The sequence below is a fragment of the Paraperibacillus marinus genome (assembly GCF_046237605.1).
In the GTDB taxonomy this organism is placed as follows: domain Bacteria; phylum Bacillota; class Bacilli; order Bacillales; family DSM-1321; genus Paraperibacillus; species Paraperibacillus marinus.
In genome coordinates, this window is record NZ_CP143542.1 from 2,736,646 (window position 1) to 2,763,210 (window position 26,565).

The following is a 26,565-nucleotide window of genomic DNA, read 5'->3' on the forward strand; positions in this document are numbered from 1 at the left end:
ATTTAGAGGTGACATGTTATGAACGGTTTAATTTTTGATATCCCCGCGGAAAAGTATCAGACTCTCAGTGAAGCTGAACGGTTCTTGCTTGACTATCTTGTCAAAAATATTGAACAAATCCCTAATATGTCCATTGTTAAGCTGAGCGAGGAAGCAAGTGTCTCCACTGCCACCATTGTCAGGATGATGAAAAAAATCGGTCATGCGGGATATACTTCATTTAAATACAGCATCAAAGATCAATTAACATCACAACAGGATATTGATGTACTGGATGAGATTGATGACAGAATCAAACAGGCGATCAAAAAAAATGAACTTGAAGTATTGAATACCATCAAAATGTTGAACAGCGGCAACATAGAGGATGCGATTCAAAAAATACATAATGCTGAGAAAATATTCGTTTTTGCCCGCGGATTTTCAGAAATGATTGGAACTGAAATCACGACAAAGCTGCAGCTGCTGGAAAAGAATTGTGAATTGCATACCGATCCCAATATCATCCGCGTGATTTCAAGGAAATTAAAACCGGATGAGCTGGCTATTTTTATATCCCTTAATGGTGAGACGGAAGAACTTGTAGAGGCCTGCAAGAATTTTAAAATCAATCATATCAGCACCATTACCCTTACCGCCGGCATTGATTCCTCATTAGCCAGACTCTCTGAAATCACTCTCTTCGGCTATAAGAGCTCCCATTCCTTTTTCCCGGATTATGAAGTCAGGTCCCGCCTGCCCCTTCAGGTTTTATCCCGGATCATTCTGGATGCTTATGTAATCCGGATGATATGAAGGATCATTTAATTCCTGGCTATCCAGATGAATTTTTCCCGTTCTCTCCTATCCTTCTTTATCAGCCATGTCTATCGGATGCGCCCATTAAATGCATCAATAGAAAAGCAAAAAACACATGATCCAAGGGTTCACGTGTTTTTGCATTTCAATATCTATTTTCACTCATGCACATCTTGATTTTTTCAATGACAACCTTCTTCATTGCTTCCTTAGCTGGTGCCATGTATTTCCTAGGGTCGTTCGCATCGGGATGGTCTGTCAAGTAATCCCTGAGAGCCTGGGAAAATGGTATTTTCAATTCCGTGGCAATGTTTACCTTGCAGCAGCCAAGGTCAATGGCACGCCGCACATCTCCTGTGCTTATACCGGATGCCCCGTGCAGGACAAGAGGCACATCCACCGTTTTTTGGATTTCAGAAAGCCGGTCAAAGTCAAGCTTAGGCTCTGATTTGTACAGACCATGCGCTGTTCCGATGGCAACCGCAAGAGAATCAACTCCTGTACGCTTTACAAATTCATTGGCGGCTTTTGGGTCCGTATAAAAGGAATCCGCTTCGTCTACCACAAGATCATCTTCCTGCCCCCCAAGACGGCCAAGCTCAGCCTCTACAGTTGCCCCATGGGAGTGGGCATACTCTGCTACTTCTTTTACAATTCTGATATTTTCCTCAAAGCTGTGGTGGGAAGCATCAATCATAACCGATTTAGTGCCTAAATCAACTGAGGCTTTGATATCTTCCAATGTTTCATGATGGTCCAGATGGAGCGCGATGGGAATGCTGTATTTCTTTGCGGCTGCTTCTGCGATGGCCTGGACATAGTCCCTGCCACCATAGGCGAATGTTCCAGGAGTCCCGGCCAGAATGACAGGCGATCTCATTTCCGCTGCCGCTTCCACAACCACCTGTATGGTTTCTAAGTTATGGATATTAAAGGCCGGCACTGCATAGCCATCCCTTCTCGCATTCAAAAGCATTTCTTTCGTATTCACTAAAGCGGTCTCTGTATTAACTGTCACATTGTTCCCTCCTTCTTTTCCAGGTTATTGACTGACAGCGGCTTTGCCCAGCACTTCAACGATTCCAGCTTGGTCCGCAGCCCCCCGCAGGTCCCGCCTCACTTCTGCATGAATCAGGAGCCTTGAAATATGAGATAACAAAGTTAAATGGGTGGTCCCTTTTTCCTCTTCCGGGATAAGCAGTGAAATAATGAAGCTGACAGGCTCTCCGTCCAGGGACTGCCACTCGATTCCTTCTGTTGTCCTGATGACAATCACGGCCGGCTCTTTAACAGCCGCCGATTTTGTATGGGGAATGGCGAAGCCTTCCAGGAAACCGGTTGTCCCTTCCTTCTCCCGCTCCTTTAACCCGGCCGCCACGTCTTCAGGTGATTCAGTGATTCCATTTTCAAAAGCAATTCCGGCAATTCGCTTAAATGCTTCCTGCTGATCATTTATCTTCTCATCCACACGGATCGTATCCAGTGTAAATAGACTGTTCATGTCATAACCCCTCCTGTGTGTGTTTTCAGATCATGCGCTTAATTTCGGATCATGGGCTTCATCACTCTTGGTTATGCTTGATTTCCTTGATAGACCGTATAAAAAAGCTCCGGCAAGCGATCCTGCCAGAATGGCGGTCACCCATTTAACCGCTCCGGTTACAACCGGCAGAACCAGGAACCCTCCATGAGGCGCCGGCACTTCCACTCCGAACAAATAGGTCAGGATGGCCGAGATCGATGAGGCCGCCATCAAAATGGGAATGACCACAAGCGGATTCTTGGCTGCGAAGGGAATGGCTCCCTCTGTGATGTGCGTCGAACCAAGGATGAAATTGACAAGGCCTGCATTCCTTTCTGACTGGTTGAAACGATTCTTAAAGAAGAGCGTTGCGAACGCAATGACTAGCGGCGGGGTGATGCAGGCAGCTGAAACACCAGCCATGAAAAACATATTGCCTTCCGCCAGAAGGGCCGTTCCCGTGACATAGGCAGCCTTGTTGATCGGTCCGCCCATGTCAAATGCGCTCATGCAGCCGACAATCAGCCCAAGCAGTACGGGATTTGCTCCCTGGAAGTCAGCCAGGAAAGACTTCATTCCTTCATTGATTGCTGTCATGGGTTCAACAAAAAACATCATGAGGACGCCCGTTATGAGTATGCCAAGAACAGGGTAGAGGAAGATGGCTTTCAAGCCTTCAAGAGACTGTGGAATGCCCTTTAACAATTTTGATAATAAAACAATTGCATAGCCTGCCAGGAAGCCGGCCGCAATACCCCCAAGGAAACCGGCGCCTCCTGTTGAAGCGATCAAACCGCCGATAAAACCGGCAACAAGTCCCGGGCGCTTTCCGATAGACTCAGCAATATAGGCAGCGAGGATGGGAACCATCATCTGAAAACCAAATCCACCTATATCCATCAGCATTTTTGCAGCGGGATTATAGGTCTCATGCTTCGGATCGGCAGAATGGATCCCGAATAGGAAGGAGATCGCAATCAATACGCCGCCTCCCACTACAAATGGGAGCATATGGGAAACTCCATTCATCAGGTGCTTGTAAATCTGCCGCCCCATTGACGCGCCGGACACTCCATCATCCTCATTGTCAGCACTGTTATTACCGGCAGCCTTTGACGTTTTAGCCCTGCCGTCAATGATGGTCTGGATTAATTCCTCTGCATCCCGTATGCCGCGGGCAACCGGGACATCCACTACCGGCTTTCCGGCAAAACGTCCGGCATTCACGTCTTTATCGGCAGCAACAATGACTCCATCAGCTTCCTTTATTTCCTGTGCAGTAAGGGCATTTTCAATTCCCACCTGTCCATGAGTTTCCACTTTGATATCCACATTCAGTTTTCTGGCGGCAATCTTAAGTGCTTCTGCAGCCATGAATGTGTGCGCAATTCCGGTAGGACAGCCAGTGGCGGCAACGATTTTTATTCTTTTCATATCGAACGAGCCTCCTTGTAAAATGGATGATCCAGCCTGTGGACCTCAATATGTTTCTTAAGCCGCTCTGCTTCGTCCAGGCTCCCGAGCCCCATTGAAAAGGCGGTGGCAGCCCCGGCAGCTGAGGCGTATTTTAGGGCTTCCGGCAAGCCTGCCCCCTGTTTCAGCCGTCCGATGAAAGAAGCAAGCAATGCATCCCCTGCACATGCCGTGTTCATAACATCACCGGCCGGAGCCGTGACACTATAGATTTCCTCTTTTGTTATAAAGAGCGAACCTTTGCTGCCAAAAGAAACAAGCACCCTTTCTGCACCTTTTTCAATCATTTCCTGAGCTAGTCCCGCTGCTTCCTCCTTGGATACAGAAGGCCGGTTAAAAAACGAAGCCAGTTCTTCATCATTTGGCTTGATCAGATAAGGAGAGAAGCTCAGGCAGTCCAAGAGCCTGTTTGAGCTGATGTCGAGCACCAGCTTCAGCTTGCGGTGTTTAGATATTTCGGCAATCGCTACATATATATCATCATTTATCCCGCTTGGCAGGCTGCCTGAGACGAACAGGAAGCTTCCTTTGGGGATGGATGAAATCTTTCCGAGCAATTCTTCCGCTTCAGCCGGCGAAATAACAGGGCCTTTATTGACCACTTTGAACTCCTTCTCCCCTGCCCTGATAAAATTGTTGATTCGGGTGATTCCATTTATTTTTATGAAATCCGTTTCTACGCCTGTTTTCACAAGTTCCTGCTCGATGAACTCCCCTGTGAAACCGCCAAGGAACCCCAGTGCAGTGTTGTGGATACCCATCCTTTCCAAAATGATAGAAACATTGATCGTTTTGCCATTGGGCTGATAATCTTCCATGTTTGTGCGGTTTACCACATCAGGTTTCAATGCGTCCACTTCCATGAACAAATCTACTGCCGGATTCAGAGTGCATGTATAGAAAATAAGAGCCACCCCCTCTTGATGAGTTTTGTTTGTTTTTTGATATACTCATTATGGCATGCGCTTTCATGAAAATGTTTTCGTAATATGTAAAGGTTTTCACCCTAAAGAAATTTATACTGTTATATATATGGGTTAAGGAGGAATGAACATGAAGTTGATAGCGATCGATCTTGATGGCACTCTTTTATCCGGGGATGGGAGAATTTCTCGGGAAAATGCCGCGGCTGTGCGGGAAGCACAGGAAAAAGGCCATATTCCGGCCATTTCTTCAGGAAGATCTCTCCATGATACACGCACATTCTTGGATCAGCCGGCCTTACATGCCCGGTGATGTGCGGCAACGGAGCCATCATACATGTTAAAGGGAAACTGCTGCACAACCTGAAACTTACCTCTGAACAAGTCGGGAAGATTCTTGAAATACTTGCTGGCCTGGAGTTATATGCCGAACTTTATACAAATGAGGGAATAAGAGCGGCTGACACCGGCCGGACACTTCTTCAAGGAGAAATAGATCGATTAACAGAGGAAATTCCTGACTTCCCGGAAGAATGGGCTGCCCGTATGCTTGAAATTCAATACGAACAGCATGGATTTGAAAAAGTGGAAAATTTGTCAGACCCGGCGCATCATTATGAAGTGTATAAAATATTTGTATTCTCGTTCAATCAGGAAAAATTAAGAAAGCTTAATGAGGCGCTGTCACTGCGGACCGATATTTCCCTCACCACTTCCGGCTGGACTAAGCTTGAAATCGCCCATCCACACGCATCAAAAGGAAAGGCACTTGAAATGCTGGCCGGCGAACTCGGAATTCCCCTCACCGACTCAGCTGCCATTGGAGACCAATTAAACGATCTCTCCATGTTCGAAAAAGCGGGCATGAGTATAGCGATGGGAAACGCAGAAGAGTCTGTGAAAAAACAGAGTTCTCATATAACCTTGAACTGTGAGGAAGATGGAGTGGCTTATGCTTTGAGGAATTTTATTTTGTAGGCTATGTTAAAGGTAAAGGTTGATTTATAGTGAATTGGTATGGTGATACGCACCCTACATCTGATTAAATTAAATTTACCTCAACTGGATATTTATGTTAAAATAAGAATGAGTTTGTGAAGGGTTACACTTAAACTAACGAGCAGATTAGCACAAATATAAGAATATATGGTTTATTAAATATAAATGCACGAGGTGAAAAATGGATAAATCTAATGTTGGATATACGGTTTTTAAATCAACAGGAGTAAATCACGAATTTCCTATTATAGACTTAGTGAACCAACTAGTAGTTGGTACGGTTACATACAAAGAAAACACATATATGACCGTTTTTGTTGATTTAAAAGCAAATACTGTACAAGTCCAAGGAGACGTTAGTGATTTGGGAGACTTAAGTATGGATAGAGATTCTTATATAGATATGTTCAAACATCAGGCTAAATTTTTTATCGATAACAATATTTCAGATTCCAAAGAGTATTATGATGAATTAATAAATAGTCAATCATAACAACTGGTTAGAACAGTCCATTATGGAGTTTAAGATATAACACCCCATATGCTTATTAAAAGGGGCAGCATTCCTATACTGAACCAAGGTTTGTGAACAAATGTACTTGCTTTAGTATAAAATAGACATCTCAAAATGCAATGAGCTTGGAGATACATTTCCCAGCTCATTTTTATGTGCACTTTTTATTTAGAATGCACAGTCTCTCAGCCTTAACTTTTCTGCCGTTTCCCATGTTCCATGAACACTTGCCAAAATAAGCATTTGTTTTTTCTTGCTTAAATCGCTTTCCATTTTCCTATTGTCTAGGAATTGAAACCACACTAAATAAAGTTGTAAATACTTCGTAGAGACACCATTAAACCGACTTATCCATTTCTTTAAACGGGAATGGTAATTATTAATATTATTGAGGTGGTAGATGCCTTTCTTTACATATTCTTTCTTACTTCCGTTTATGATGACGTGCTCCACATTGTTAGTAGATGTGTAAGATTTGTAAGAATTGTGGGCATCGGAAATAAGCACCATATCATTCCTAAGATGCGATGTAAGGGTGTCATCAATTTGTTCCATTAGAATTCTACCTGAACCGACCCGTTTTGAAAGGGTTGTTTTGTTGTTTCGGTCTCTAGCTACTAATACACAAACTTGTTCATTGGAAATACCTCTTTTGAAAGCGGAACCACCACGTTTTCTAGGTTTACGATGCGGAATAACTCTTCGTCCTTTATGGCTTTCTAAGAAGTATGTTTCATCTACTTCTACTAGTCCTTCAATTATACCGATACTTTCTTTTGCGAGAGCAGATAACACTTTATGCCTCCAGTAAAAAGTGGTTACGTGAGTAATGCCAACTTTTTTAGCGGTTTCACGAAGTGATAGACCACTCAACATACACTCTATAAACGGAATCCATTTATCTGCCTTTTTTGAACGATACATAGGGGAATTGGTCAAATCGCTGGTTAATTTATGGCAGTCTTTGCACTTATAACGTTGGCGACCGTCACGCTTCCCGTAACGAACCACTGATGTACTTCCACACTGCCGACAATGAAAACCATGAGAAAACTTTCTCTCTCTCAATTCACTGATTAAAGCTCCTTGTTGTGAGGCAGTCGGCGAGAAATGGCGAGTTAGATAATCTAAAATATATTCTTTGTCCTTATCATTCAAGGAAGAAATATTAGCTATTATGTTTCCTTAAAGTCATATGAATTGCCCCTTTTGTATATATACATTCAGGATACTACAAAGGAGAACATTTTCTTCAAAATCAACCAATAACTTTAACACAGCCATTTTGTAAGCAAAGAGGGTGTCCAAAAGTTATAAACTTTGGAACACCCTCTTCATCTATTATTTTTTCTTCGTAAGTCTGCCAAGCAGGAACGCACCTGCGGCTACTCCGAGGAATGTATTCGTTTTCTTATTGAAAACCTGTTTAGCTACCAGATTGAGATTTTGCGGCCTTTCTGCAAGACGGCGCATGAAGTAGCCATACCAATCCTGGCCAAAGGGCACATACGTACAAAAATTATATCCTTCGGATGCGAGCTTCAGCTGCATGTCTTTTCTGAATCCGTACAGCATCTGGAATTCGAACTTCTCATTCGGGATATTGTGAACCCTTACAAATTCCTTTACGTGATGAATCACTCTATGATCATGTGTGGCAATGGAAGTGAACTTTCCATTAAGAAGATGCCATTCTATCAGGTTGATAAAATTTTCATCTATTTCCTTCTTATCCTGATAAGCCAGTTCAGCAGGCTCTTTATAAGCACCCTTAACTAAGCGGAGACGTAAATTTTTATATTTTTTAATATCTTCTACGGCCCTGAAGAAGTAGGCCTGGATGACAGTCCCGACATTATCATAGCGGGCAGATAGTTCATCCAATATGTCAAACGATGGCTGCAGGCGCTTATTGTCTTCCATGTCCATATTTACGAAGATATCATACCTGTCTGCCAGTTCCACGATTTCCCTGATGTTGTCCAAACAGAAATCATAGTCTATATCAAGGCCGACCTGTGACGGCTTCAATGAGATATGCGCGTCGACACCGCTTTCATTTATCGCCTCAATAACGGCAAGGATCTGCTCCTTCGCTTCACGTGCTTTTTCTTTTTCAAAAACGAATTCGCCAAGGTTGTCTACTGTACAGGAAATACCGTGTGCGTTAAGCTCTTTGATGCTTTGGATGGTTTCTTCAAGGTTCGTCCCGGCTACAACACTCTGTGCCCCGAGCTTCAGGCCATACTTTTTAGCGGCGCTATTTAAAAATTCATTTTGGGAGAGGCTTATAAACAAATCTTTTAACATAGTCATTTCCCCTAATTCATAAGTTATTTTCTCCATCATTATAACATGCTTTTTTAATATAATATATTTTTCAAATTTTCCAATTTAACTATTTTAAAAATCTTCATATGAGGCGTATTAAGAGCGCTGGCATTGACATAATCCCTGCTTTGCCGTACAATATAGGTATAGCAGATAATAATATATAGCTCCAAAGGGGAGTAGCTTACAGGTATGTCGTCAATACGTGATGTTTCATCACCGGCATGTCTGGCAACCTAAAAAGTTGTTTGCGAGACCTTTGCCATATTGGTAAAGGGATAAAACCAGACATTTCCAAAGACCTTTACCATTACATCGGTAAAGGTCTTTTTATATGATTGAGGAGGAGATGGAAAGGTAAACATTCGTTTAATTCTCTGAAAAAAGGTAATAACATAATAAAATCAACCAGGAGGAAACTATACATGAAAAAATTGATGTCTGCCATTCTCTCTGCCGCCCTTATATTTTCGCCCGTCGGCCACTACGTCTTCCATGATCAAGGACAGAAAGTCGAAGCCCGGGGATACAAGTCCGGAAAGAGAAGCTTTAATACAAACGGAAGCACCACTAAAAATTCACCATACTTCCAAACCAAAAAACAAAGCCCATCCACCTCTTCCAAGTCAGCCGCGCAAAAACGGAACTCCGGCGGTTTCATGAGAGGCTTGATGTATGGCGGTATCGCCGGCCTTCTGTTCGGCAGCATGTTTGCCAATATGGGCGCTTTTGGATCACTTCTTGGCATGATGGTAAACCTTGTGGCCATGTATTTTGTCTTTTCATTGATTCGCAGCTTCTTTGCCGCAAGGAGAAATAAAAGACAGCAAGAGGATTATCGTTCATGGAGAAACTGATCATTTCAGAGCAGGATATCATCAACGCAGTCTGCGTCTATGTGGCCCGTAAAAAACAGCTTGAGCCCCAGGAGGTTGAAGTCGAGTTGATTCATGACGATGACTACGGGTTTTCGGCTGAAGCGTATGCTGATGGACGCAAGCAGGTGCTTATCATGGCCAATTTGATCGAAGCCCTTCGATTGTGGCTGGATGAGTATTTAGGCCGGGACCCTTATGCCGGAATCAGGCTCGTCCTGGATGATGAAATCGGTATTATCGCCGAGGTTGGGTAACCCTTTCATTCGTCCCAAAATAAAATCTGAATTCATGTACCACTCAATATGATTGTAATTGGATGGATTCTTATTAATGGATCCATCCTTTTTATCTGCCTCTATATAAACCTTTAACCGGCCTTGCCGCCATGCCGCCAATCGAAAAACTGTTTATTACTCCCCTGTTTGCCTGTCAGCACACATAAAAAGGGTCAAAATCAAAAATGAGACATATGGGTCAATAAAATTCAGAATATTTCTACTATTTTGGTTCATTCAGCATATGGTGAAAACCTCTATCTATAAATATACTTACTTTACAACGGAAAATCTTTTAAACTATTTATAGGCTGAAGGGAGAAAAACTATGAAGAAAAAGAGAGTATTAAGTTCATTCATGCTTAGTTTGACATTAAGTTTTTCCTTTTTTGGATCTGTATCGCATGCCAAGGTTGAATCGGCTCAGCCATCTGAAAAGTTTCGGGTATTGATCAAAGCTGCTTCTGAAGAAAAATCAAAAATGAAAATGTTACATAAAGAACACAGAGACTTTGGCGGCCAGGGCTACACCACTGATGTCACCCGGCAGGAATACGAATCTCTCCAAAAAAACAAAAAAGTAACGATAGAGCGTGTACCGGAATTCAGTGTACAGGCAGATAAGCCCCTTAAGGCCGCAGCAGCAGCTCCTTCAGCCAGGGTGCCTTGGGGCATTAAAGCTATATATAACGATTCCGCCCTTTCGGCATCATCCGGCGGTGATGGTGTCAAAATTGCTGTACTTGATACAGGGGTCTACAAAACGCACGCTGACCTGTCGCAGAATGTTGAACAGTGCAAGGACTTCACCGGTACGAGCACCATGGTCAATAATTCCTGCAGTGACCGGAACGGACATGGCACGCATGTGGCTGGTTCAGCTTTGGCAAATGGCGGCTCCACCGGCCAGGGAATTTACGGTGTTGCCCCACAGGCAGAATTATGGGCTTATAAGGTATTAGGCAATAATGGATCGGGGTACTCTGATGATATTGCAGCCGCAATCAGGCATGCAGCGGACGAGAGCACGCGCACTGGCTCTAAGGTCATTATCTCAATGTCACTCGGTTCTTCCGCAAAAGATAGTTTAATAGCAAGCGCTGTGGATTATGCCTACAGCAAAGGCGTCCTTGTTATTGCAGCTGCCGGGAACAGCGGACCTGGAAGCAACACAATCGGTTATCCGGGTGCCCTTCCAAATGCAGTGGCAGTGGCCGCTCTTGAGAACGTCCAGTCAAACGGCTCTTACCGTGTCGCCGACTTCTCTTCCAGAGGAAATCCATTGACTGACGGTGACTTTGTCATCCAGGAACGTGATGTGGAAATTTCCGCTCCTGGAGCAGCCATAGAATCGACCTGGACCAATGGCGGCTACAATACCATCAGCGGGACGTCAATGGCAACACCGCATGTGTCCGGCCTTGCCGCGAAAATCTGGTCAGCCAACAAAAGCCTGACACATACGCAGCTGCGCAGCGAGCTGCAGCAGCGCTCCAAAGTATACGATATCCTCGGTGGAACCGGTGCAGCAGCCGGTGATGACTATGCATCCGGATTCGGCTTTGCCAGGGTAAAATAATTGAATGAGCTGGAGGCAGCCCTCAATGATGAGGAGCTGCCTCCTTTCTTTTTGACCGGTTCACCATACATCACTATTAAATTGGTACTGCTGTATAAGGACCTCCCTCCCTTCTCTTCATTCTTTTCATCCCCCTTTGTATAAATTGCCGGGTTCTCTCCCATAATGGATTATAAACCCATCTATTCAGTGTCCTTTATATCACAAGGTATATCACAAGGCCGCGAATGGGAACTTATATAGAAGAAGGTGATCGAATGACAATGCAGCGCACATTCATTATGATAAAACCGGATGGAGTAAAACGGGGATTAATCGGCGAGGTTATCAGGCGTTTTGAACAAAAAGGATTTTCCTTATTGAACGCAGAGCTTATGGTGGTAGACCGTTCAAAGGCCGAATATCATTATATGGAACATCAGGAGAAGCCATTTTTCGGTGAATTGGTGGATTTTATAACATCCGGTGCTGTTTTTGCTATGGTATGGGAAGGTGAAAATATTATAGAAGTTTCACGCCTCATGATCGGAAAGACAAGCCCGGCAGAAGCACTGCCAGGCACCATACGCGGTGACTTTGCCCACAGTAAGGAAGAGAATGTGATTCATGGTTCTGATTCACTCTTAAGTGCTGAGCGTGAGATTGAAAATTTCTTCAGTCTGCTGAAAAAGCGGGACATAGCGGACAATTCTCACGCTGAAAAACGGAAGTCTGTATAAGTGAATTACTAAGCCCCCCGACTTCTTATCGGGGGTAGTTTATTTTCAGATAAAATCCCGCTTGAATGGAACAGTCACGGCCAAAAGGGGGAATTTTTAATCTTGTTCTAGAAAAAAAGAATATCTGGATATCTGGATATTTAAAAGCTAAATAAAATGGTCTTGGCTTGCCCATTAATCAGTTACTTGCGAAAGCGCACTTGCCAAAATTACCATTTATTTGAAAAAAACAAATGATTTACTTGCCAAAACCGGCCATTTACTTGCGGGGGCGGATTTTGGCCTTCCATTTTACCACTCCCCTGATGCGTTAGTCTCTCCTCCATATAAATCCAAGCAATCATTTTTCTTCAAATGTTACATCATGTTCTTTTGCAAGTCCTTTGATATCAGATTGAAAGGTCCGCATTTTCTTACGGGCATCCGCAAGCATCGAGTTGGCCTCTGCAATCAAGCCTGAATCCTGCTTTTCGATTGCTTCAGTCATTTTCACAAAGGCCTCGCCCTGGATATTGACTGCCTCTATGTATCCCTCGTGTATATTGGATAGGTCTTTGGAATCCACTTCTACGCCTTCCAGGTCAGATATAAATTCATTGTATTTGGGAATGATGGTTCCCTGCAGCTTGTCATACATCGTCTGATCATCTGTATAATTCTGCCCGGTAATGCTTTCATAATCTTTAATTACCTTTTCTTCCTTATCGGCCAGTTTCGGCATCTCTTCATTTACATACTTTAAAATTTCATCCTGAACAGGATCGCTGCCGCATCCAGCCAATGCCAGCGGCAATGCCAGAAGCAGCATAAACCAAATTTTTTTCATATACTTTCTCCTCCCTCTGTTTAATAGAGTTCTGGTATAAATTTACTATAAATCTATTTTTTAGAGAAACAATAATCGGCAAAACTGGACATTTTATTTACTTTTCAAATGAAACAGCTTTATTCTCACTACCTACCATCTATTAAAAAAAGAAAAAAGCATCATCCGATAAGATGATGCTTCCATAGCCTTTTCCTGCTGTATCATTCTCCTACATCACCCGCTTGAACATCTTCTCCATCTCATAGGTGGAATAATGGATGATGATAGGCCGTCCATGGGGGCATGTAAAGGGATCAGAAGATCTTCTCAGTTCGTCAAGAAGAGCCTGCATATCTTCGTGCCTGAGATAGTGGTTGGCCTTGATGGAGCCTTTACAGCTCATGAGGATGGCTGCTTCCTCCCTCAGCTTTTTGATATCCACCTTTTTGACCGACAGGACCTGCTGGATCATTTCATCTATGATCTGCTGTTCCATCCCTTTTGGGAACCACTGTGGATGGGAACGGACAATAAAGGAATTATGGCCGAATTCTTCAAGGAAAACTCCCACCGCTTCGAGCTCAGGTATATTCTCCTGGATGCGGATGACTTCATCGGTAGAATATTCAAGCGTGATAGGGATGAGCATTTCCTGCAGTTCGCTATCTACCTGACCTACTTTTTCGCGGAAATATTCATATTTGATCCGCTCCTGTGCAGCATGCTGATCGATGATGTACAGGCCTTTTTCATTCTGTGCCAGAATATAGGTGCCGTGCATCTGGCCGATTGGATACAGGACCGGCACTCTGTCAGGAGCCTCAGGGACGGGAGCCGCTTCCGGCTGTTCCAGTTGTGTTTCCGGTTCTGCCTCTTTTGATAAGATATCCGCATAATCCGGTGCTTTATATGCAGCAGGCTCTGGCTGCCTGTGCTGTACGGTTTGGATGACCGGCTGATAATCGGCCAGCGTCCCGGTGCGTTCTCCATCTTCCCTTATAAGAGGAGCTGAACTTTTGTATTCCCTGCCCTGCTCCCGTTCCGAATGATTCGGAACCGTGGATGTTTCAAATTCGAAAGCTGCCTGCTCGCTTTCATCCTTCTCCTTTTTCCTTACAGGGGAGTTGCCCGGGATGAGCTGCTTTGTTTTGAAGGCGCCTTTGATTGTGTGTGCAATCAGCTCGAACAGTTCTGCTTCTTTACTCAGCCTTACTTCCATTTTGGAAGGATGAACATTCACATCAACAAGAAGCGGATCCATTTCAATGGACAGCATCGCAATCGGATACCTGCCGATCGGGAGCAGCGTATGATAGCCCTCCATTACGGCTTTGGCCAGGGTATAGTTTTTGATGAACCGTCCATTGATCATAGTTGAGATATAGTTCCTTGAAGCCCTCGTCACTTCCGGCAGGGATACATAGCCGTGGACCTCAAAGTCCAGCGACCTGCCCCTGACCGGCACCATGGTCTTGGCGATGCCAAGGCCGTAGATGGCTGCGAGCACCTGCTGGATATTATTATTTCCATTGGTGTGAAGCAGTTTTTTTTCATTATTGATGAGCTTGAATGATACATTAGGATTGGACAGCGCCAGCCTGTTTACCGTATCGGTGATGTTGCCAAGCTCCGTATGGATCGATTTCAAATATTTCAAACGGGCGGGAGTATTGAAGAACAAGTCGGCGACTGTGATATCAGTCCCTTTCCGGCTTGAACAGCCCGCGTGCTCCTTCAGTTCCCCGCCTTCAATGACCACTCTCGTACCCGGCCCTTCCCCTGTGCTGGTGCGAAGTTCAAGGCGTGATACAGAGGCAATGCTCGGCAGTGCCTCTCCGCGGAAACCAAGAGTCCGGATTCGGAAAAGATCCTGCTCATCCTTGATTTTGCTCGTGGCATGGCGCTCGAATGCTGTTAGGACGTCATCCGGCTCCAAGCCATGGCCGTCATCGATGATCCGGATGCTGGCAAGCCCCGCTTCCTCGAGGTGGATTTCTATCATCTTGCTGTCCGCATCGATCGCATTTTCAACGAGCTCCTTCACGACAGATGCCGGCCTTTCAACCACCTCGCCGGCTGCGATTTTATTCGCAAGGGAATGATCGAGCTGAACGATTCTTCCCATATATATCACCTCCATCATTCTTGCTTTCGAGTCTTTCGGAACCCATGAATACATGTATAAGCAATGGGCCTCTTGTCTTTTAAATCCCTTTCGAATGATTTGGACCACCCATAGCCCTGTCCTAATTTCGGAAGAGCTTCTGAATCATTCCGAACCCCATGCCTGTGCAGCCATAGAAGCTTCCGCAGCTATCCGAAAATCATTCTGAAAGCCCCGTAAGGTTCAACTCTTTATTTTCTTCTGTATGCTGAACAAGGCATTCATTGCCTCGAGCGGAGTCATTTCCAGAACGCTTAATGATTTCAGCTCTTCGATCACTTTGGCTTCACGGGTATTGGCCGCCTTCTGCTTTTCCTGCTTTCTCTCGCCGAAGAAAGACAGCTGTTCGTCCATTTTCACGTCTTCCCGGATAGTGTTTCTTTCAGCTGGGACCGAAGCGCCCGTATTAAGTTCCGGCTTTCCCTTTTCAAGCTCTAAAAGAATTGAATTAGCGCGGCTGATCAGTTTTTCCGGCAGCTCGGCAAGCTGTGCAACATGAATGCCATAGCTTTTGTCCGCTGCTCCTTCTTTCACTTTATGAAGGAAGACCACTCTCCCGTTCTGCTCGACGGCGCTCACATGGACATTCTTCACTCTGTCCAGACGTCCGCCAAGTACCGTAAGTTCATGGTAGTGAGTGGAAAAAATCGTCTTTGCCCCGATTTCATCATGAATATATTCAATAATTGACTGTGCCAGGGCCATTCCATCATAAGTCGATGTGCCCCGGCCTATTTCGTCAAATAATATCAGGCTGTCCCCGGTTGCATGGTCGATTGCATGCTTCGCTTCAAGCATCTCGACCATGAATGTGCTCTGGCCGGAAATCAGATCATCGGCAGCGCCGATCCTTGTGAACACTTTATCGAATATGGGCAGCACCGCCTCGTCGGCCGGCACAAAACAGCCGATTTGTGCAAGGATCGCCATCAGGGCAACCTGTCTCATGAAGGTACTTTTACCGGACATATTAGGTCCGGTAATCAGGAGGATTTCCCTCTCCTCATCCATCCGGATGGAATTGGGCACATACTCCTGGGCGCCCATTACCTTTTCAACGACTGGATGCCGGCCGTTTTTAATGTCAAGAACCTTATCATCAGAGAATACAGGCTTCACATAGCGCCTTTGTTCACTGACAGCCGCGAAGCATTGGAGGGCATCCAGCTCGCTGATGATCCTGGCGAGCTGCTGAAGCCTTGCGATATAGGTTTTCACCATCTCCCTAAGCTTCAGGAACAAGTCGTATTCAAGGCTGATGCTTTTTTCCTCGGCCTGGAGGATCAAGGCTTCTTTTTCCTTCAGTTCCGGAGTGATGAATCGCTCTGCGTTTGATAATGTCTGCTTCCGTTCATAGCGCTCATCCTGCAGCAGATGGAGATTCGGCCGCGTGATCTCAAGATAATAGCCGAAAATTCGGTTATAGCCTATTTTAAGCGACCGGATTCCTGTTCGTTCACGCTCTGATTTTTCCAGCTGAGCAATCCAGTCCTTTCCATTCCTGCTTGCATCACGGTAGGTGTCTAGCTCCTCGCTGAAGCCGTCCCGGATGATATTCCCTTCCTTCACGGAAAGGGGAGGATTGTCAGAAATCGCCTTCTCAAGATGTTCAGCCAGTTCCCGGCATGGATCCATTTCCTCTGCAAGCAGTGCTCCCCTGCCGCCCATCCTGTCCAGTACCTCCATGATGGAAGGCACCTGCTGTAGAGATCGTTTCAGCTGAAGAAGGTCCCGGGCGGAAACATTCCCAAACGCCACCCTGCCTGCCAGGCGTTCAAGGTCATATACTTCTTTTAATAATTCGCGGAGCTCCTCCCGCTCGAAGTATTGCTCGAGGAATTGGGAAACAAGCGCCTGCCGCTCCTCAATCTGCTGCCGGCTGATGAGAGGCCTGTCGATCCATTGCTTCAAGACCCTGCCTCCCATAGCAGTCTTCGTTTCATCAAGAAGCCAAAGGAGCGATCCTTTTTTCCCTTTGGTCCTTACGGTTTCAGTAAGCTCAAGATTCCGCTTTGAGTGGTAATCAATTTTCATGTGCTGAGTGCTTTCATAGAAAACGACCGGCTGCAGGTGATCAAGGCTCCGCTTCTGTGTCCTGAATAGATAACGAAGCAGCCGCCCAACAGTTACGACCAGCTCCTCCTGATGCTGGACAGCCTTTATTAAATGGGCAAAATCATCATAATCCGTATGTAGTTCCTCATAGGAAATGGCCGCATTCCTGTCAGAAAGCATCTTTTGGCAGTCCTCATGCAGTTCCCTGTCAATGACAACTTCCCTGGCCCCAAGCACCGCAATTTCATTCACCGCTTCCTGGAAGCCGCCTCTGATAATGGTAGCCTTGAGTTCGCCTGTTGATAAATCATTATAAGCAAGCCCGAACGAATGATCATCCAGATGGGTCAGCGTTGCAATGAAGACATTTTCTTTATCCGTAATTCCTTTTCCTTCCATCATGGTCCCCGGAGTGATCAGCTGGACCACTTCGCGCCTGACCACGCCTTTTGCCTGTTTCGGATCTTCTGTCTGCTCACAGATGGCAACCTTAAATCCCTTGGTCACGAGCTGTTCAATATAATTCGGTGCCGCATGATAAGGCACCCCGCACATCGGGATGCGGTTCTCGCTGCCCCCGTCACGGCTGGTTAGTGTAATTTCCAGCTCCTGGGAGGCACGCTCTGCATCCTCGAAGAACATTTCATAAAAGTCGCCTAAGCGAAAAAATAAAAAGGCATCCTGGTACTCTGCCTTGATTCGTAAATATTGCTGCATCATTGGCGTATAGCCTGCCATATCAATTCAAAACCTTTCCAAACTATAATCCTATTAGAGTTATTATAACATGTCTCAGACACCTGAGTGAAAGACCAGCTTTCCATTCATTTATTTCCAAAAGAAAACTAGGAAGAATTTCTTCCTAGTTTGATGACTCCCTCTCTTTTTCTTCGATAAAGTCGGTATGGATGCTCTCAAGCTCTTCATCATCCACTTCAAGATCCCAGTCATCATCATCACTGAATCCATCCGGATGGACAGCTACCGTAATTTTGGTTTCCCCAATGACTTCGATGAAAATCTCTCTTTCTACATCAACGATGATCTTGGTGCCGCATTCGGAAATGCTTGCTTCCAGGCAGCTTGGCTGCTGCATCACGCGCGCTACAACCTCATTGTCATCAAAGCATTCGGCATCCCGATATTTCAGCTTGATTTCATCGACATATTTAACCTTTTCCGTTACAACCTCTGTCTTCGTATTTTTATGGTACGAATACCAGGTATTGATATCGAAATAGCCTGTGACTTCGACTTTATCCCCGACTTTTTTCGCATCGTATCTATGGTTAATGATCCAGCAGCCCAATATGCTCGTTGGTGGATGGGCCGGAATGATAGTATGTTTAGACTTTGTATATTTGCGCCCTTTCGCCACCACCGCTTTTGTTATTATCTGTCTATATTGTGACATGTGAGCGAACCCTCCTCATTCAGTTTCAATTCATCCTATGCGGGATAAAAGTCTAATGTGCTTGCCCTTCTTTCAAGTCCTTGGAGCAATCTGATTTTTTATATATAGGCATTTTATGCCCAGAGCCTATCTATGGTGACACTGTCAGCAGGAAGGTTTTGGCTTTGACATCCTTGCTGCATGCCCGCTTCCTGGGGGAAGTTATGCCTGCCTAACCCAATCACTGGATTATGTGAGCCTTTTCGTATACTTGTCCAAACCTTTGTTGGATGCCCTGCATATTTTATATGGACAAGTTTATAAAGGGGGGAAATTTATGGGGTTCTTTAACATATACAGAAGATTCTCAACTGTCGAAGGCCCTTTCTGCCGCCCGCAGGAAAGAAGCGAGGATCATACGGCTGTGCCGGCTGCCGCCTGCGATGTTCCCGGAGCAGAGGAAAGGTGTGAAGAGACCGAAAAAGAGAGTTCCAGTTCAGGCTGCCGCCAGGAGAAAAGCTACTCTTCTAAATGCAGATGCAAATGCCGCAGGAAGAAAAAGAAACGCTGCTAGTGTCTGAAGTTTAAAAAGGTGCAGAATTCTGCACCTTTTTTGCTGCTCAGCCACAAGAATCCGTTATAATTTTGGAAAAGAACATGCTGCGGAGGAATAGATGAATCTTGAAAAACTTGTACATGAACTGAAGAAGGAGAAAATAAATGCTGTCTTGATTTCTCAAAACAACGAAATGATTTTCCATTATTATAAGAACAATAAGCAAAAAAATAAGCTTCATAAATTAAACTCCTGTACAAAAAGCATTTTGTCCCTGCTTATAGGCATCGCTTTAGAAAAGGGAGTCCTCCAATCACTGGATGAGCCTGTCGGCAGCTACTTTCCGAAACTCTTTTTCGATCTGGAGGACAAAAGGAAGCTGGAACTGACTCTCCGTGATTTGATCACGATGACAGAAGGCCTGGATTTCCCTGAATTCGGCGAATGGAATTGCTTCTCACCTATGGTCTATCATCATGATATTGTGAAGTTTACACTAACACGGCCGCTGATCCACGAAAGCGGCACACATATGAATTACAACTCCGGCTGTTCCCATATTCTATCAGCTATCTTGAGTCAAGCCGCAGCCATGAAGACAGAGGAATTTGCAGCCAAACACCTCTTCCACCCGCTTGGAATCCACGAGTACAGGTGGTATACAGATAATAAAGGAATAAACAAAGGTGCTGACGGACTGGTCCTGAAAATTTCCGATATGCATAAGATCGGCCTCTTGATGCTTGATGAGGGAAAATTTAACGGCACTGAGGTTGTCCCATTGCAATGGATCAGAGAATCTACAGCCCCAAACCTTTTGACTTATGAATATATCGGTCATTATGGAATGCATTGGTGGGTAGATAAACTGGATAAAACTAAAAACTTTTCTCCCCCTAACACCTATTATTTTGCTCTGGGATATGGAGGGCAGTTCATGATTGTCATACCAGGGGCAAGTATGGTCATCACCATTGCAAGTGATATTTACACAGACAGCATGAAGCCCATGACGATCATTAAAGATCTTTTATTACTGAAGTGACAAGTCAAGTTTAAGAGGCGGGGCACCTTTACAATGACAGCGGCATCAGCTTGTCCAAGTACCTTTTTAATAAAATTGAACCCCTTTTTCCAGCAGATCAGAATGAATATGGAAGCAAGAAGCAGTAATGCATTTATCACTCTAAAGCAAAGGATAATCAGGCCATGAGAAACAAAATCCTATTGAAGATGCAATATTTGCGAACAGGATCAAGCGGATCTCGAATCTATATAAAGATTTGTCATGTTTGTCTCTCCTTTCGATTTTTTCTGTCAGCATTAGTTTAAGGCAGATTCACAATTAAAAAATCATGTGTAAGACTGTATTCCATGTACAACGTTAGACTGATAAATTCCTTTATAGCCGGATGTCAAGATCAGCTGCCGCCGCTTAAAACCGCAAAAATAGGAAAACAAAAACCGGCATCCTGGATGCCGGCTCCTCAGTCCTGATTTGATTGTTTGGTTCCCTTGCTTTTATAAGGCTTGGCGCTTCTCGCTTTGTTGGCACTTGCCTGCCAGCGCTTCCAGCCCTTTTTATCTGTCCCTCTGCCTGTCCCGCCTTTACCTTTAGCCTTGCTGATGTGATCACCCCATTTTATGCATATCCAGCCAAGTACTGCCTTAGGGCTATGCCTGTTCATTATACAGGGATACCGGCCGGCCTAGTATGGAAGTACCAACCATCCCTTACAAGGATCGTCATTCATTTCAAAATCTGGTATTGCGTCTTTGCCTCCCCATAGGCAGAGCGGAATTCCAGAGCCCCTTGAATTATTTTTACACACGTAAAAGCACTGTATACAAAAATGATTAAGGCCAGCAGTGGAGTTGTGAGCCTTTTTCTTTTCCATAAATAATAGGAAAAAGTAAGCAAGAGAGCGAAGAGTGAGATATCCAGAATGAGCTCAATTCTTTGGAAGTGCATTTCGTCTACATTCTGCTTGTACATTTCAAGATGACGTTTGTTTTTTTCATTTTCGTTGATAATATGGGTATCACTGCCATACCCAACTTCCCATTTTGAGGACGGATTTTGAATATAGATCTTATACCGGTAATCGGCCGCCTGGCGCTGGAATATATGCTGACTCTCGGCAGTCACCTGCACATTCCAGAAACTAATAAGGATTGGTATGAAAAGTATGAGTTTCAGGCTCAGATCCTCCCAACTATGAAATTTGCCGCCGATTATCTTTTTCCAATTTTTTCATAAACAAAACCTTACCCTTAAATAGTTTCAAGACTAGAATGCATCGCAAAATAAATGAAGGAACCCCTTCGGAGTCCCCCGCGTCATTTACACCAATACCTGTTTTTTTGCTTTTATCTCCCGGTTGATATACTTCCTGTTTTTATATACGAAGCCCGTCAATTCTTCTTTTGAAAGCTCTGTCTCTTCCGGGTCACAATAGCCGGGACCTTTCCCGTGCAGGGTCCATTTGCCTTCAGCTTCATAATGCATCAGTGTCCAATCGCCATTCCGTTGGATATCCTGGAAAACCAAATAATGTTTTCTTCCTTCTTCATCAAAGTCTGTAATCTCTTTAAACTGATTCAAGAATATGTCGATATCTTTTTTAGATACAATGGATTTCATTGTTCACTTTCCTTCCTATATTTTTCATATTGCTAGCATTATATCAAAAATATTAAGGAGATATATAGGTTGAGTGTATTAAATATTAACATTTATTCTACGCCATTATCCATTCAATCCAATTATTGAACACGAACAGATACAACAAAGCTTAAAAAAGGCTGCTCTCAGGTCGAATGCTTCAACCTTTTGAGTCAGCCTCTTTGCTATTAGTGGCAGCCGCCTGAGCCGCTGTTAACCTTGGATCCAGTTTCGCCGCGCAGTACGTCGCCGCCTGTGGATTCGATGAGCAGGTCTGTTACTGTGTTTGATACAGATGAAGCGACCATCTGCAGTAAATCATTAACATCAACCTGCGATTGCTTGAATTCCTGGACGATTGGGATTGCGTCGATTTCTTGCTCGATTGCCTCGATTTTGGCTTCTGTCATCTTCAGTGCTTCGGTTTTGCCGTAGTGCTGGAAGTTGACCGCCTGCTTTTGGAGACTCTTCAGGCTTGCAATCAATTCTCGTACTTTTTGGTTTTCATTAATCTGTGCTTCTGCACGCTTAAAGAAATCCACTTCTTCTGTTTCTGAGATCATTCTGGCAAGCTCATCTGCTTTGCCCAGGATATCTTCTTTTGTATATTTTCCCATTCAAATCACCTCTGCCGTTTCTTCAACCACCATTTCGCCATTTAATGACCAGGTGTTTGCGTTTGTAATCTTAACCTTGACCAGCTGTCCGACCGCTGACTTAGGACCCTTGAAGTTCACCAGTTTATTCTTTCTGGTATAGCCTGCCAGTACATCCGGATTTTTTTTGCTTTCCCCTTCAACCAGGACTTCCACCACTTCGCCATGATAGTTTTTCATGCTTTGGGCGGAGTACTCATTGACAAGGGCATTCAGCTTTTGCAGCCTTGCCTTTTTCACTTCCATCGGCACATTGTCCTTCATCTTGGCTGCCGGCGTTCCTTCCCGCGGGGAATAGATGAACGTATAAGCAGCATCAAAGCCTACTTCGCGGTACAGGGACATCGTCTCCTCAAACTGTTCTTCCGTTTCATTCGGATATCCGACGATGATGTCTGTTGTCAGGGTGGCGTTCGGAATGGCCGCTTTGATTTTTCGCACCAGCTCCAAATATTGCTCCCTTGTATACTTTCGCGCCATGATCTTTAGAACATCGGTGCTGCCTGACTGGACAGGCAGATGGATATGCTCCACCAGATTGCCGCCCTTAGCCAGCACTTCAATCAAATGATCGTCAAAATCCCGTGGATGGCTTGTTGTAAAGCGGATTCTCGGGATATCTATCTTATGGATTTCATCCATCAGGTCGCCAAGGCCATAGCTGATATCTGTAAAGTCTTTCCCATAGGCATTTACATTCTGGCCGAGAAGCGTGATTTCCTTATATCCCTGGGCGGCAAGATGGCGCACCTCCTGGATGATCTCGTCAGGACGCCGGCTCCGCTCCTTGCCGCGGGTGTAAGGGACGATGCAGTATGTACAGAATTTATCACAGCCATACATGATATTCACCCATGCCTTGATATTGCCTTTCCGCACCTTTGGAAGGTTCTCAATGACATCCCCTTCCTTCGACCATACTTCAATGACCATTTCTTTTGAAAGATAGGCTTCATTCAAAATGCTTGGCAGGCGGTGGATATTATGAGTGCCAAAAATCATGTCCACAAAGGAATGCTTCGCCAGGATGCGGTTTACCACGGATTCCTCCTGTGACATGCAGCCGCATACTCCAAGGAGCAGATCAGGTTTCTCAAGCTTAAGCGACTTCAGGTGGCCCAGTTCCCCGAATACTTTGTTTTCTGCGTTTTCACGGATGGCACAAGTATTGAGCAAGATGACATTCGCGTCTTCAACGCCGTTTGTCGGCTCGTAGCCAAGCGCCATCAGGATGCCTGCCATCACTTCTGTATCATGCTCATTCATCTGGCAGCCATAAGTCCTGATATAGAATTTACGGCCTTCTCCCATGCCCTTGAATTCTTCAGAAATGGCAAAGTCATTGTGATATTTAACGTCTTCCTTGCCCCTTTTTTTGGCATCCTTCAGGGATGGCGCTGTAAATACAGACTGGAAATACTGGCTGTAATCCTTTTCAGGCTTTTTTTCAGCAGGATTTACAGCGCTTACCCGAGCAGATCCCAGGCGCTGTTCTTCATTCATATTCTCTACCCCTTTCATCTATCTAAAGGAATGGTTTCATTATTAGAGTTCATCGTCAGAATTTATAGTGTTTATATGAGCAATCGTGCACATTATCTTAGTATAAGGCTTTTTGGGGACTTAAACAATAGCGGCTTCCATGATCTGTTTGTTGAAAAGCCCTCGTTTCTCCATGCACCCTTTCATTTTATCAAATTGCAAGATTAATAAAAAGACAGCTCCTCCCGGTTGTCATAACAATTATAGAAAGCCCGCCATTTTTGGCGGGCCCGTCATTTATTTAATGATCTCTAATTCTTTACCAGCCTTCTCAAAGACATTCAGTGCTTCCTGCAACTCTTCTTTTGAATGCTGTGCTGTAACAATGGTCCTTACACGCGCCATTCCTTTTGCTACGGTCGGAAAGGCTATTCCCTGCGCAAATACACCATATTCCAGGAGTTTATCAGAGAATTGATGGGAAAGTGCTTCGTCGCCGACAACCACAGGCGTAATTGGGGTTTTACTGTTTCCTGTTTGGAACCCAAGTTCCTCCAGACCCTTTTTAAAGAACTTGGTGTTGTCCCAGAGCTTATCAATCAATTCGGGCTCTTCAAGCAGTACATCGATCGCCTCGATTGCAGCCATGGTCACTGCAGGCGGATGGGATGTACTGAACAGGAATGGCCTTCCTTTATGAATCAGGTAATCGATTAATGTTCTGGTACTGGCCACATATCCTCCTAGAACTCCGATTGCCTTGCTGAGTGTGCCGACCTGAATGTGTACGCGCCCGTCCAAACCAAAATGATTCACGGTTCCACGGCCATTTTTGCCAAGGACTCCCGAGGCGTGGGCATCATCGACCATGATCAGAGCATCATATTTCTCGGCAAGCTCGACGATTTCCGGAAGCGGCGCTATATTGCCGTCCATCGAGAACACGCCATCTGTCACAATCAAACGCTTGCGGTAATTCTCTGACTCTATCAACGCCCGCTCAAGGTCAGCCATGTCCACATGCTTATAGACCTTGCGTCCTGACTTGGTCAGGCGGATTCCATCAATGATCGAGGCGTGGTTCAATTCATCGGAAATAACCACATCCTCCGGGGACAGAATGGCTGACAGTACACCCTGGTTTGTGGTGAAACCTGATTGGAATACAAGCGCTGCTTCTGTATGCTTAAATTCTGCCAGCTTTTTTTCAAGCTCATTATGCATGCTGAAGGTGCCCGCTATTGTACGCACAGAACCTGTGCCTGCCCCGTAGTTTTCCACAGCCTCGAGTGCCGCTTTCCTTAACCGGGGATGGGAGGTCAGGCCCAGATAGTTGTTTGAAGAAAGCTGAATAACTTCCCTTCCATCAATGACGACCTTCGATCCTTGTTCAGACTGAAGCGGGACAAGCTTCCTGAACGTCCCTGCTTCCTTCATAGCGTCTAATTCCACTTGCAGATATTCAAATCCTTTCATCATGAACCCTCCTAATTTTTATACGAAATTTATTAAGGCTGCAGGACAACTTTCCCGCATTCGCCCTTTATCATCAATTCAAAGCCTTTCTCAAAATCCTCGAGCGGGAAGTGGTGCGTGATCATCGGCTTGACATCCACCTGTCCTGAAGCAAGGAGCGAGGATACCTGCTGCCAGGTCTTGAACATAAGTCTCCCGGTAATTCCCTGGACGGTAATGCCTTTAAAGACGATGTCATTGGTAACATCAAGTTCCACCGGACGGACAGGGAGACTCAATATGGAGACCCTGCCTCCATTTGTCACCATCTTAAACCCTTGATCCATCGCTATCGGATGGCCGCTCATCTCACAGACAACATCCACTCCATTACCGCCGGTGAGGCGGTCGATGACCTCCAGCGGGTTTTCCTTCCCCGAATTGATGATCGTGGTAGCGCCCATTTTTTTCGCAAGTTCCAGTCGGTAGTCATTTAAATCCAGTGCGATGACCTGTGAAGCGCCGGCAGCCTTCGCTACACCAGCCGCCATGATTCCAATAGGCCCGCAGCCGATGATGGCGACTGTTTTCCCTGCAGTTTCCCCGGCCAGCACCGTATGCACGGCATTGCCCATCGGTTCCTGGACGGACGCGACATCAAACGGCATATCCTTAGGATTTTTCCATAGGTTCCCGGCCGGAAGGGCTACATACTCGGCGAAACAGCCCTGGGTATCCACCCCGATGATCTGGGTGTTCTTACAGATATGATATTGGCCTGTGAGACACTGTGGACAACGGCCGCACACGATATGCGTTTCAGCAGAGACAAAATCCCCTACTTCCACTGAGTTGACCTTCGAGCCGATCTCGACTACTTCACCGGAAAATTCATGGCCAAATACATAGGGCGGGTTCACCCTGCTCTGTGACCACTCGTCCCAAGTGTATATATGTACATCTGTCCCGCAGATGGATGTTGCCTTTACCTTAATCAGTACTTCATCTTCTTTTATCGACGGGATATCCACCATCTCAAGCTTAGCTCCAAAGCCTCGGTGATGTTTTACAACCGCTTTCATTTTTCCGTTCACAGTGCACACTCTCCTTAGAACGCGACAGATTAATAAGTTGATACATTGGTAGTGTAACACTTATTATGTTTTAGTGTAAATAACACTGTTCACCCAGGATGGACAATTGAGCACCGAAGAGAAAAAATGATCTTTTTCCTATATTTTTTCGAGCTGTGATCACGATGCTCGGTAACTCTTCCTTTTCATAGCCATATAATCCCTGTAACCGGCTGCATTTCTTCCG

The 26,565-nt window shown here is 45.0% G+C and carries 25 protein-coding genes and 1 pseudogene; 9 read left to right on the forward strand and 17 right to left on the reverse strand.

Going from position 1 to position 26,565, the window contains the following annotated elements:
- Positions 1 to 18: 18 nt before the first annotated feature.
- Positions 19 to 795: a MurR/RpiR family transcriptional regulator gene (locus tag V1498_RS13805; RefSeq protein ID WP_409294290.1), complete on the forward strand. Its 777-nt coding sequence runs from the start codon at positions 19 to 21 to the stop codon at positions 793 to 795.
- Positions 796 to 943: 148 nt separating this feature from the next.
- Here V1498_RS13805 and V1498_RS13810 read toward each other — a convergent pair whose 3' ends face one another.
- From V1498_RS13810 to pfkB, 4 genes are all read right to left on the reverse strand, one after another.
- Positions 944 to 1,774 (reverse strand): tagatose bisphosphate family class II aldolase, encoded by an 831-nt coding sequence (locus V1498_RS13810; protein ID WP_409299290.1) that lies wholly within the window; start codon positions 1,772 to 1,774, stop codon positions 944 to 946.
- Between the two features lie 66 nt (positions 1,775 to 1,840).
- Positions 1,841 to 2,299, reverse strand: a complete 459-nt coding sequence (locus V1498_RS13815) for a PTS sugar transporter subunit IIA (protein ID WP_409294291.1) — start codon at positions 2,297 to 2,299, stop codon at positions 1,841 to 1,843.
- A gap of 30 nt (positions 2,300 to 2,329) precedes the next feature.
- On the reverse strand, positions 2,330 to 3,754 hold the full coding sequence (locus tag V1498_RS13820) for a PTS fructose transporter subunit IIC (RefSeq protein WP_409294292.1): 1,425 nt from the start codon (positions 3,752 to 3,754) through the stop codon (positions 2,330 to 2,332).
- Positions 3,751 to 4,707, reverse strand: a complete 957-nt coding sequence (gene pfkB / locus V1498_RS13825; protein WP_409294293.1) for a 1-phosphofructokinase — start codon at positions 4,705 to 4,707, stop codon at positions 3,751 to 3,753. The genes V1498_RS13820 and pfkB overlap by 4 nt, the downstream gene beginning before the upstream one ends.
- Positions 4,708 to 4,846: 139 nt before the next feature.
- On the opposite strand from pfkB, the pseudogene V1498_RS13830 reads away from it, so the two are divergent.
- Both V1498_RS13830 and V1498_RS13835 read left to right on the forward strand, forming a co-directional pair.
- Positions 4,847 to 5,694, forward strand: a pseudogene (locus V1498_RS13830) (Cof-type HAD-IIB family hydrolase).
- 202 nt (positions 5,695 to 5,896) lie between these two features.
- Positions 5,897 to 6,208 carry a hypothetical protein gene (locus tag V1498_RS13835; protein ID WP_409294294.1) on the forward strand — a complete coding sequence of 104 codons (312 nt, stop codon included), beginning with the start codon at positions 5,897 to 5,899 and terminating at the stop codon, positions 6,206 to 6,208.
- A gap of 189 nt (positions 6,209 to 6,397) precedes the next feature.
- Here the strand turns inward: V1498_RS13835 and V1498_RS13840 are convergent, their stop codons facing one another.
- Together V1498_RS13840 and V1498_RS13845 are read right to left on the reverse strand one after the other, a co-directional pair.
- Complete coding sequence (locus tag V1498_RS13840) at positions 6,398 to 7,408, reverse strand: IS1595 family transposase (RefSeq protein WP_409299291.1); 1,011 nt, start codon at positions 7,406 to 7,408, stop codon at positions 6,398 to 6,400.
- Between the two features lie 162 nt (positions 7,409 to 7,570).
- Positions 7,571 to 8,539, reverse strand: a complete 969-nt coding sequence (locus tag V1498_RS13845; protein WP_409294295.1) for a proline dehydrogenase family protein — start codon at positions 8,537 to 8,539, stop codon at positions 7,571 to 7,573.
- Positions 8,540 to 8,985: 446 nt separating this feature from the next.
- On the opposite strand from V1498_RS13845, the gene V1498_RS13850 reads away from it, so the two are divergent.
- The 4 genes from V1498_RS13850 to ndk all read left to right on the forward strand — a co-directional run bounded on the left by V1498_RS13850 (position 8,986) and on the right by ndk (position 12,011).
- Complete coding sequence (locus V1498_RS13850; protein ID WP_409294296.1) at positions 8,986 to 9,417, forward strand: hypothetical protein; 432 nt, start codon at positions 8,986 to 8,988, stop codon at positions 9,415 to 9,417.
- A complete protein-coding gene (locus V1498_RS13855; protein ID WP_409294297.1) occupies positions 9,405 to 9,692 on the forward strand; it encodes a YxcD family protein in 288 nt (95 codons plus the stop codon). The genes V1498_RS13850 and V1498_RS13855 overlap by 13 nt, the downstream gene beginning before the upstream one ends.
- Positions 9,693 to 10,041: 349 nt before the next feature.
- Positions 10,042 to 11,292, forward strand: coding sequence for a S8 family peptidase (locus V1498_RS13860; protein ID WP_409294298.1), 1,251 nt, complete (start codon positions 10,042 to 10,044; stop codon positions 11,290 to 11,292).
- A gap of 263 nt (positions 11,293 to 11,555) precedes the next feature.
- The gene (gene ndk / locus V1498_RS13865; RefSeq protein ID WP_409299293.1) at positions 11,556 to 12,011 is read left to right on the forward strand and encodes a nucleoside-diphosphate kinase; all 456 of its coding nucleotides are present in this window, start codon (positions 11,556 to 11,558) and stop codon (positions 12,009 to 12,011) included.
- A gap of 340 nt (positions 12,012 to 12,351) precedes the next feature.
- On the opposite strand, the gene V1498_RS13870 is transcribed toward ndk, so the two are convergent.
- From V1498_RS13870 to cotE, 4 genes are all read right to left on the reverse strand, one after another.
- Complete coding sequence (locus V1498_RS13870; RefSeq protein ID WP_409294299.1) at positions 12,352 to 12,837, reverse strand: hypothetical protein; 486 nt, start codon at positions 12,835 to 12,837, stop codon at positions 12,352 to 12,354.
- 211 nt (positions 12,838 to 13,048) lie between these two features.
- Positions 13,049 to 14,944, reverse strand: a complete 1,896-nt coding sequence (gene mutL / locus V1498_RS13875; RefSeq protein WP_409294300.1) for a DNA mismatch repair endonuclease MutL — start codon at positions 14,942 to 14,944, stop codon at positions 13,049 to 13,051.
- 222 nt (positions 14,945 to 15,166) lie between these two features.
- Entirely contained in the window at positions 15,167 to 17,776 is a 2,610-nt protein-coding gene (gene mutS / locus V1498_RS13880; RefSeq protein ID WP_409294301.1) for a DNA mismatch repair protein MutS, read from the reverse strand.
- A 124-nt stretch (positions 17,777 to 17,900) separates the two neighbouring features.
- Positions 17,901 to 18,452: an outer spore coat protein CotE gene (gene cotE / locus V1498_RS13885; RefSeq protein WP_409294302.1), complete on the reverse strand. Its 552-nt coding sequence runs from the start codon at positions 18,450 to 18,452 to the stop codon at positions 17,901 to 17,903.
- Between the two features lie 316 nt (positions 18,453 to 18,768).
- On the opposite strand from cotE, the gene V1498_RS13890 reads away from it, so the two are divergent.
- Positions 18,769 to 19,005, forward strand: a complete 237-nt coding sequence (locus V1498_RS13890) for a hypothetical protein (RefSeq protein ID WP_409294303.1) — start codon at positions 18,769 to 18,771, stop codon at positions 19,003 to 19,005.
- A gap of 100 nt (positions 19,006 to 19,105) precedes the next feature.
- Positions 19,106 to 20,032: a serine hydrolase domain-containing protein gene (locus V1498_RS13895; protein WP_409294304.1), complete on the forward strand. Its 927-nt coding sequence runs from the start codon at positions 19,106 to 19,108 to the stop codon at positions 20,030 to 20,032.
- Between the two features lie 442 nt (positions 20,033 to 20,474).
- Here the strand turns inward: V1498_RS13895 and V1498_RS13900 are convergent, their stop codons facing one another.
- From V1498_RS13900 to tdh, 7 genes are all read right to left on the reverse strand, one after another.
- Positions 20,475 to 20,615, reverse strand: coding sequence for a DUF3934 domain-containing protein (locus tag V1498_RS13900; protein ID WP_409293290.1), 141 nt, complete (start codon positions 20,613 to 20,615; stop codon positions 20,475 to 20,477).
- Between the two features lie 122 nt (positions 20,616 to 20,737).
- Positions 20,738 to 21,136, reverse strand: a complete 399-nt coding sequence (locus V1498_RS13905) for a hypothetical protein (RefSeq protein ID WP_409294305.1) — start codon at positions 21,134 to 21,136, stop codon at positions 20,738 to 20,740.
- A gap of 195 nt (positions 21,137 to 21,331) precedes the next feature.
- Complete coding sequence (locus tag V1498_RS13910) at positions 21,332 to 21,631, reverse strand: hypothetical protein (protein WP_409294306.1); 300 nt, start codon at positions 21,629 to 21,631, stop codon at positions 21,332 to 21,334.
- Between the two features lie 209 nt (positions 21,632 to 21,840).
- A complete protein-coding gene (locus V1498_RS13915) occupies positions 21,841 to 22,269 on the reverse strand; it encodes a RicAFT regulatory complex protein RicA family protein (protein WP_409292405.1) in 429 nt (142 codons plus the stop codon).
- Positions 22,270 to 23,811 carry a tRNA (N6-isopentenyl adenosine(37)-C2)-methylthiotransferase MiaB gene (miaB, locus tag V1498_RS13920; protein WP_409294307.1) on the reverse strand — a complete coding sequence of 514 codons (1,542 nt, stop codon included), beginning with the start codon at positions 23,809 to 23,811 and terminating at the stop codon, positions 22,270 to 22,272.
- A 276-nt stretch (positions 23,812 to 24,087) separates the two neighbouring features.
- On the reverse strand, positions 24,088 to 25,266 hold the full coding sequence (locus tag V1498_RS13925; RefSeq protein ID WP_409294308.1) for a glycine C-acetyltransferase: 1,179 nt from the start codon (positions 25,264 to 25,266) through the stop codon (positions 24,088 to 24,090).
- A 32-nt stretch (positions 25,267 to 25,298) separates the two neighbouring features.
- A complete protein-coding gene (gene tdh / locus V1498_RS13930; protein ID WP_409294309.1) occupies positions 25,299 to 26,339 on the reverse strand; it encodes an L-threonine 3-dehydrogenase in 1,041 nt (346 codons plus the stop codon).
- Between the last annotated feature and the right edge of the window lie 226 nt (positions 26,340 to 26,565).